A 7,341-nucleotide genomic window follows, 5' to 3' on the forward strand; every position below is an offset into this window, starting at 1 on the left:
AGCGACTGCGCATGCTTGAGCGCCGCCAGCGTATCCGCCGTTTCGCCCGACTGCGAGATCACCACCACCAGCGATTTCGGATTCGGCACCGACTCGCGGTAGCGATACTCGCTGGCGATTTCCACCTGTGTCGGGATCTTTGCGACCGATTCCAGCCAGTACTTCGCCGTCAGCCCCGAGTAATAACTCGTGCCGCAGGCGAGGATCAGCAGGCTGTCGATCGCGGCGAACACCTTGTCGGCGCCCTCGCCGAACAGCGCCGTATCGAATGAATCCGTCTGCGGAATCGTGTCGGTGATCGCTCGCGGCTGCTCGAAAATTTCCTTCTGCATGAAGTGACGATACGGGCCGAGTTCGACCGCGCCGCCATATGCCGCCACCTGACGCACCTCGCGCTGCGCTTCATGGCCGTCGCGATCGGCGATACGCACGCCGTCGAGCGACAGTTCGCAAACGTCGCCTTCCTCGAGGAAGATGAAGCGTTCAGTGCTGCCGGCAAGCGCCAGCGCGTCGGACGCCAGAAAGTTTTCGCCGTTGCCGAGACCCACTACCAGCGGCGAGCCTTGCCGCGCGCCGACCACCGTATGCGGCTGGTCCTTATGCAGCACCGCGATCGCATACGCGCCGTGCAATTGCGTGACGGCTTCGCGCACCGCGGCGAACAGGTCGCCGCGATACAGGCTGTGAACCAGATGCGCGATAACCTCGGTGTCGGTCTGCGAGACGAACGTGTAACCCTTGCCGCGCAACGTTTCGCGCAGCGACTCGTAGTTCTCGATGATGCCGTTGTGTACCAACGCGAGTGCGTCTTTCGAGAAGATCGGATGCGCGTTGTCCGTGACCGGCGCGCCGTGCGTGGCCCAGCGCGTATGCGCGATGCCCGTGATGCCTTCGAGACGGGTTTCGCGCACCTGGTCGTCGAGATCGGCCACGCGCGCGACGCTGCGCGCGCGGCGCGGCCCCTCGCCGCCGAGCACGGCGACGCCGCAGGAATCGTAGCCGCGATATTCGAGGCGACGCAGTCCTTCGATCAGGACCGAAACGATGTTACGTTGCGCAACCGCGCCGACAATGCCACACATGGCTTATTCCTTTTCAGTGCCGTGTTTCAGGGAGCGCGCCTCGCGCGCGCGTCGTGCCCATCAGCTCTTCTTTTTGGTCGGGCGTACGTAGCCCGTCTTGCTCGTTTGCGTCTTGTCGTTCAGCACCAGCGTGTCTGCCTCGACATCTTTCCAGACCGTGGTGCCCGCCGCGATCGTCACGCCGCGCTTGATGCGTACCGGGGCGACCAGTTGCGTGTCGGAACCGACGAACACGTCGTCTTCAATGATGGTGCGGAATTTGTTCGCGCCGTCGTAGTTGCACGTGATGGTGCCCGCGCCGATATTCACGCGCGCGCCGATGTCCGCGTCGCCGATATAGGTGAGGTGATTCGCCTTCGAGCCGTGACCAAGCACCGCGTTCTTCACCTCGACGAAATTGCCGACGTGCGATTCGTCGTGCAACGATGCGCCCGGACGCAGGCGAGCATACGGTCCCAGTACGACGTTCGCGCCGACTTCGGCGCCTTCGATATGCGTGAACGCATCGACGCGCGTACCCGCGCCGATGTTCGCATTGCGGATCACGCAGTTGGGCCCGATGGTGACGTTGTCGGCCAGCGTCACGCGGCCTTCGAACACGCAGTTCACGTCGATCGAAACGTCGCGGCCGCATTCGAGCGTGCCGCGCACGTCGAGGCGCGCCGGATCGGCGAGCGTCACGCCCGCAATCAGCAACGCATCGGCCACGTTGTGCTGATGAATCCGTTCGAGTTCGGCAAGCTGCTGCTTGCTGTTCACGCCGAGCGTTTCCCACTCCTGGTCCGGCTGCGTGGTGACGATTTCGAGTCCGGCTTCGATCGCCATCTCGACCGCGTCGGTGAGATAGAACTCGCCTTGCGCATTGTCGTTCTTCAACGCCGCAAGCCAATCACCGAGCCGCTCGGTGGGTGCGACGATGATGCCGGTGTTGATCTCGGCGATCTTCAGTTGTTCGGGCGTGGCGTCTTTCTGCTCGACGATGCGCGACACCTTGCCGTGCTGATCGCGCACGATGCGGCCGTAGCCGCTGGGGTCTTCGAGCGTGACAGTGAGCACGCCATAGCCGCCCTGCCCCGCGCGCTCGGTGAGCCCCTGCAAGGTGCTGGCGCGCGTGAGCGGCACGTCGCCGTATAGCACCAGCGTGGGCGCGGACGCATCGAGCAGCGGCAACGCCTGCTGCACCGCGTGGCCTGTGCCGAGTTGCTGCTCCTGTACGGCGAACTGGACGTCCGGCGCCGCGACCGCTTCGCGCACGGCTTCGGCGCCGTGGCCGATCACCACGACGAGACGCGTGGGCTTCAACGCGCGGGCGGTGTCGATGACATGAGCGAGGAGCGGCCGGCCGGCCAGGGGATGGAGCACCTTGGGAAGCGCGGACCGCATGCGCTTGCCGGTGCCTGCCGCCAAAATCACGATGTTCATGGCGTCGGCGAATAGACGAGTTTGGAGCCGACGATTCTATCACGCAGCCCTTGACGACAAAGGCCGCCAACGCGGCCTTACGACATGCTCGACTGCGACGCAAACGCCCGGCGTGCGGGCGTTTCCGTTAAAGATCGTCAAACTGGACGATCGAGATCGATTTCGATGCGCCGAGTGTCGGGCCCTCGCCGGTATCGGTCGAGCACGGCTCTTCGTCGAAAGCGATGTCGCCTTGCGGATCGGCCTCGCCGGTTGCGCGCAGCCCGGCGAACGGGAACAGCTTGTGATCCATCAGATGCGACGGCACGATGTTCGACAACGCGTTGAACATGTTCTCGATGCGGCCAGGAAAGCGCTTCTCCCAATCGCGGATCAGCGCCTTCATTTCCGCGCGCTTCAGGTTCGGCTGGCTGCCGCACAGATTGCACGGAATGATCGGGAATTCGCGCAGCTCCGCGTACTTCTCCAGATCGGTTTCCTTCACGTAGGCCAGCGGCCGGATCACGATGTTCTTGCCGTCGTCCGATTGCAGCTTGGGCGGCATGCCTTTCAGCTTGCCGCCGTAGAACATGTTCAGCAGCAGCGTTTGCAGGATGTCGTCACGATGATGGCCGAGCGCGATCTTGGTCGCGCCGAGTTCGCCCGCGACGCGGTACAGAATGCCGCGGCGCAAGCGCGAACACAGCGAGCAGGTGGTTTTGCCCTCCGGCACCAGCCGCTTGACGATGCTGTACGTGTCCTGGTTCTCGATGTGAAACGGAATGTCGAGCTGCTTCAGGTATTCCGGCAGCACATGCTCCGGAAAGCCCGGCTGCTTCTGGTCGAGGTTCACCGCGACGATGTCGAAGTTGATCGGTGCGCGCTCGCGCAGCCGCATCAGGATCTCCAGCATCGCGTAGCTATCCTTGCCGCCGGACAGGCAGACCATCACCTTGTCGCCGTCCTCGATCATGTTGAAGTCGCCGATCGCCTCGCCGACCTGGCGCGCGAGACGCTTGAACAGCTTGTTGTTCTCGTACGCTTCTTTCTGCTCGCGGCGCGTGAGCGGCGACTTGGGCTTCGCCGCCTTTGCGCCGAGCGCGGCGGCTTGCGTGGACTCGGTGGCTTGCGTGGCTTCGGCTGGCGCGGCGCCGTTCAGGATTTCCGGAGCATTCATGGCTCAATCCTCTTTGATGCGAAAGACTTCGACACCCACCGCGTCGCAGTCGGGATAAACGTCGGGCTTTTCGGTCGACACGCACGCCGCGCGCACCTGCGGATGCTCGAGCATGGTCTTGACGAGATCGTCGCAGAGCGTTTCCTGCAGATGGATATGACCTTGCTCGACACGCCGCGCGATGGTGGAGCGCATGAAATCGTAGTCGACGACTTCGTGCAGCTTGTCCTGCACCGGCGTGGACAGCGCGAGCGGTACGAACAGTTCGACGTTGATCACGACGCGCTGTTCGCCGCGCTTTTCGAAGTCGTGCACGCCGATGTTGATGTGCACTTCGTAATTGCGCAGAAAGAGCCGGCGGCAATCGGCGAGCCGGGGATGCGAAAGAGCGGCAAACATGTTCGTTCCAGTCGAAAAAAGCGTGCGGAGCACGCAAGGGGGCGCTTCACGGCGCGGCGGCCGCCACGATCGAGGCGGGCCGCGCGCCTCAGGCGCCCGTCAAAAACATTACGTCGCGCGGCAGCGGCACGAGATGCTGCCCGCCGTCGACCACCAGCGTCGTTCCGGTGACGCCCGCTGCGTCCGCGAGATACAACGCGGCGGCGACGATATCCTCCGGCCGCGACGCACGGCCCAAGGGCGTGACCCGGTGGGCGGCTTCAAAACCCTCCGGCGTTTGATCGGCGGCTTGCATCGTGAGGCCGGGCGCGAGCCCGACCACCCGTACTTTCGGCGCCAACGCCTGCGCCAGGGCCACCGTGGCTGTCTGCAACGCCGCCTTCGAGAGCGTGTACGACAGGTAATCCGGATTCATGTTGTACAGCTTCTGATCCAGCACGTTGATCACCACGCCGCGCTGGCTTTCGTCGGTGCGCGCAGCCTCCGGCGTCGCCTCGAACAGCATGCGCGCGAGCACCAGCGGCGCGCCGAGATTCATTGCGGTGAGCCTGAGCAGCAGTTCGTAACCGACGTTCTGCGCCGTGTCTTCCTCGAAGCGCGACGCGTTGTTGATAATGCATGCCGGCCGGCCCAGCACGGCGATACAGTCCGGCAACAGCCGCTCGACCTGCGCTTCGTCGCCCAATTCCGCATGCAAGGCGACCGCCCGACGGCCCGTCGCCACGATTTCCGCGACCAGTTCCCGCGCGTCCTTTTGCGAGGCGCCGTAGTGGACCGCCACGTCCCAGCCACGCGCTGCGAAGCCGAGCGCGAGCGCCCGGCCGATGCGGCGGGCCGCGCCGGTAATCAGCACGACGCGCGGCGTTTCAGGCGCGCGGGGGGCGGCGGTATCCAGAGGGGCGGTCATTTACAATGCGGGGATGAATCCGAAAGCTCACCAACCCGATAGTTTACCTGCTCCCGGCCCGAGCGCGCTGGCGCAGTCGGAAGCGCTGCTCGCGCGAATCCGCGCGGAGCTCGAAGCCGCTGGCGGCTGGCTGCCGTTCGACCGCTATATGGAACTCGCGCTGTATGCGCCCGGGCTCGGCTATTACAGCGGCGGCGCCCGTAAATTCGGGCTGCGCGGTGACGACGGCAGCGACTTCGTCACCGCGCCCGAACTGTCGCCGCTCTTCGCCGCGACGCTGGCGCGCCCGCTCGCCGAAGCCTTGCAGGCAAGCGGCACGCGCGAGGTGATGGAATTCGGCGCCGGCACTGGCAAACTGGCTGCCGGCTTGCTCAACGCGTTGGACGCGCTGGGCACGCCATTCGAGCGCTATTCGATCGTGGATTTATCGGGTGAATTGCGCGAGCGCCAACGCGAGACGATCGCGGCCGCCGCACCGGCGCTGGCCGCGAAGGTTCGCTGGCTCGATGCGTTGCCGGAGCGATTCGAAGGCGTGGTGATCGGCAACGAGGTGCTGGATGCGATGCCCGTGCGACTCTTCGCATCTGGCGGCGGCGCCTGGTCCGAGCGCGGCGTGGTGTGGCGCGATCAGACGTTGGCGTTCGACGATCGTCCGGTGTCGGCGGCTGCGGACATTGCGCTGCTGTCGGAAATCGAAACGGCCGGCGACGATTACGTGACCGAAACGCACGACGCCGCCCGCGCCTTCACGCGAACCATTTGCACGATGCTCGCGCGTGGCGCGGCCTTCTTTATCGACTATGGTTTTCCGCGTCACGAGTACTACCATGCGCAGCGCGCGCAGGGCACGCTGATGTGTCATTACCGGCACCGCGCGCATGGCGATCCGTTCGTTTATCCGGGCTTGCAGGACATGACCGCGCACGTGGAATTTACCGGCATCGCCGAAGCCGGTATCGACGCGGGCGCGGAACTGCTCGGCTTTACGTCGCAAGCGCGGTTCTTGCTGAATGCGGGGATCACCGAGGCGTTATCGGAGATCGATCCTGCGGATACGGCGAGGTTTTTGCCTGCGGCGAATGCGGTGCAGAAGCTGTTATCCGAGGCCGAGATGGGCGAACTGTTCAAGGTGATCGCGTTTTCGCGCGGACTGGATGACACGCTGCGGGCCTTTTCCAGTGGCGACCGTTCGCATACGCTGTGATTCATACCCTGTGATTTTTTGCGTTAGGGATTCGCGATGATCCGCTGGTTGTTGACCACCTTCATTGCCGTCGCGGTGTTGTCGGCCTGCTGGCCGTGGCTCAGGAAAATCGGCATTGGGCGGATGCCCGGTGACGTCACATTGCGGATCTTTGGGCGGGAGTATCCGTTTCCGTTTATGTCGACGCTTGTTTTGTCTGTTGTTTTGTCGATTATTGCTCGGGTTTTGTAGGGCTTGGGCGTGTGGGGCTTTGTGGCTGTTTGGCTGCGGGCTTGGCCTTTCCTTGCTTTGTTAGTGGTCTATTGGCGTTGCCCCTGTGCGGGGCGGCACCTACTTTCTTTGCCGCCGCAAAGAAAGTAGGCAAAGAAAGCGGCTCACACCGCCAGCTTTGAAGCGGGTCTCCTGGCTTGGAGGGGGCAGTGGTGCATCTGGAATCGGTGCCCTTGCACATTCGACGCTTGTGACAAGGCCGTCATACTTCCCGCCTCGCACTGCGTGCTTGCCGGAAGGGTTTACCGGCACACCAGCGGTTTCATTGGGCGCGGCGGGGGCCATCGGCTTCGCCTCGGCGTGGCGCCGAAAACGGGCGGCTGTTTCGAACGTGTCGCTGGTTCCCGGGCGCCGGTTGCGGCTCGCGGCGCCGCGCTAACGGTGCGATCGCGCACCGACGCGCATAGCAATTCAACGGTGTTCAGTCAAGCGGCAACTCGCGCATGCAGCGCTAACGACATGAAGAAGTACTTCTGAGCGCAGAAGCAGCCTGCGATTTGACGAAGTACCGCGACGGCGCGCGCAGCGTCGCCGGAAGAATGACTGCCTTGTCACGAACGCGGAGTGTGCGAGAGCACGGATTCCAGATGCACCACTGCCTCCTCCAAGCCAGGGGACCCGCTTCAAAGCTGGCGGTGTGAGCCGCTTTCTTTGCCTACTTTCTTTGCGGCCGGCAAAGAAAGTAGGTGCCGCCCCGCACAGCAATGCTCTCAACTTAAGCCCCGCTGCATCAAGCGAGTTTGTACGCGAGATGGAAGTGGGGCTTGGCTTTTCTGGGTGGTCTTGGATAGGAGCGTGAGGGCTGTATCCGGCATCGGGTCTGGTGGATCATTTCCAGCACACCGGCGAGGCCGTCCAGACAGCGCTGGATGCGCAGAAGACACGCGCCGAGGATGGGCTT

The 7,341-nt window shown here is 63.8% G+C and carries 7 protein-coding genes; 2 read left to right on the plus strand and 5 right to left on the minus strand.

Annotated features, from left to right (window positions below; genetic code table 11):
- The 5 genes from glmS to BUE39_RS33365 form a co-directional block, all read right to left on the minus strand.
- A partial coding sequence (glmS, locus tag BUE39_RS33345; protein ID WP_073432942.1) for a glutamine--fructose-6-phosphate transaminase (isomerizing) occupies window positions 1-1,082 on the minus strand: 1,082 nt, incomplete at its 3' end.
- A gap of 60 nt (window positions 1,083-1,142) precedes the next feature.
- Complete coding sequence (glmU, locus tag BUE39_RS33350; RefSeq protein ID WP_073432943.1) at window positions 1,143-2,504, minus strand: bifunctional UDP-N-acetylglucosamine diphosphorylase/glucosamine-1-phosphate N-acetyltransferase GlmU; 1,362 nt, start codon at window positions 2,502-2,504, stop codon at window positions 1,143-1,145.
- Window positions 2,505-2,631: 127 nt separating this feature from the next.
- Window positions 2,632-3,660 carry a tRNA 2-thiocytidine(32) synthetase TtcA gene (ttcA, locus tag BUE39_RS33355; RefSeq protein WP_073432944.1) on the minus strand — a complete coding sequence of 343 codons (1,029 nt, stop codon included), beginning with the start codon at window positions 3,658-3,660 and terminating at the stop codon, window positions 2,632-2,634.
- 3 nt (window positions 3,661-3,663) lie between these two features.
- Window positions 3,664-4,059: a dihydroneopterin aldolase gene (locus tag BUE39_RS33360; RefSeq protein ID WP_073432945.1), complete on the minus strand. Its 396-nt coding sequence runs from the start codon at window positions 4,057-4,059 to the stop codon at window positions 3,664-3,666.
- 88 nt (window positions 4,060-4,147) lie between these two features.
- Window positions 4,148-4,966, minus strand: a complete 819-nt coding sequence (locus BUE39_RS33365) for an SDR family oxidoreductase (RefSeq protein WP_073432946.1) — start codon at window positions 4,964-4,966, stop codon at window positions 4,148-4,150.
- A 13-nt stretch (window positions 4,967-4,979) separates the two neighbouring features.
- Here BUE39_RS33365 and BUE39_RS33370 point away from each other — a divergent pair, with 13 nt between their 5' ends.
- Window positions 4,980-6,170: a class I SAM-dependent methyltransferase gene (locus tag BUE39_RS33370; protein WP_073432947.1), complete on the plus strand. Its 1,191-nt coding sequence runs from the start codon at window positions 4,980-4,982 to the stop codon at window positions 6,168-6,170.
- A 75-nt stretch (window positions 6,171-6,245) separates the two neighbouring features.
- Window positions 6,246-6,401 (plus strand): DUF2905 domain-containing protein, encoded by a 156-nt coding sequence (locus tag BUE39_RS33375; protein ID WP_227470913.1) that lies wholly within the window; start codon window positions 6,246-6,248, stop codon window positions 6,399-6,401.
- Window positions 6,402-7,341: the final 940 nt, after the last annotated feature.

The organism is Paraburkholderia terricola (assembly GCF_900142195.1).
Classification (GTDB): domain Bacteria; phylum Pseudomonadota; class Gammaproteobacteria; order Burkholderiales; family Burkholderiaceae; genus Paraburkholderia; species Paraburkholderia terricola.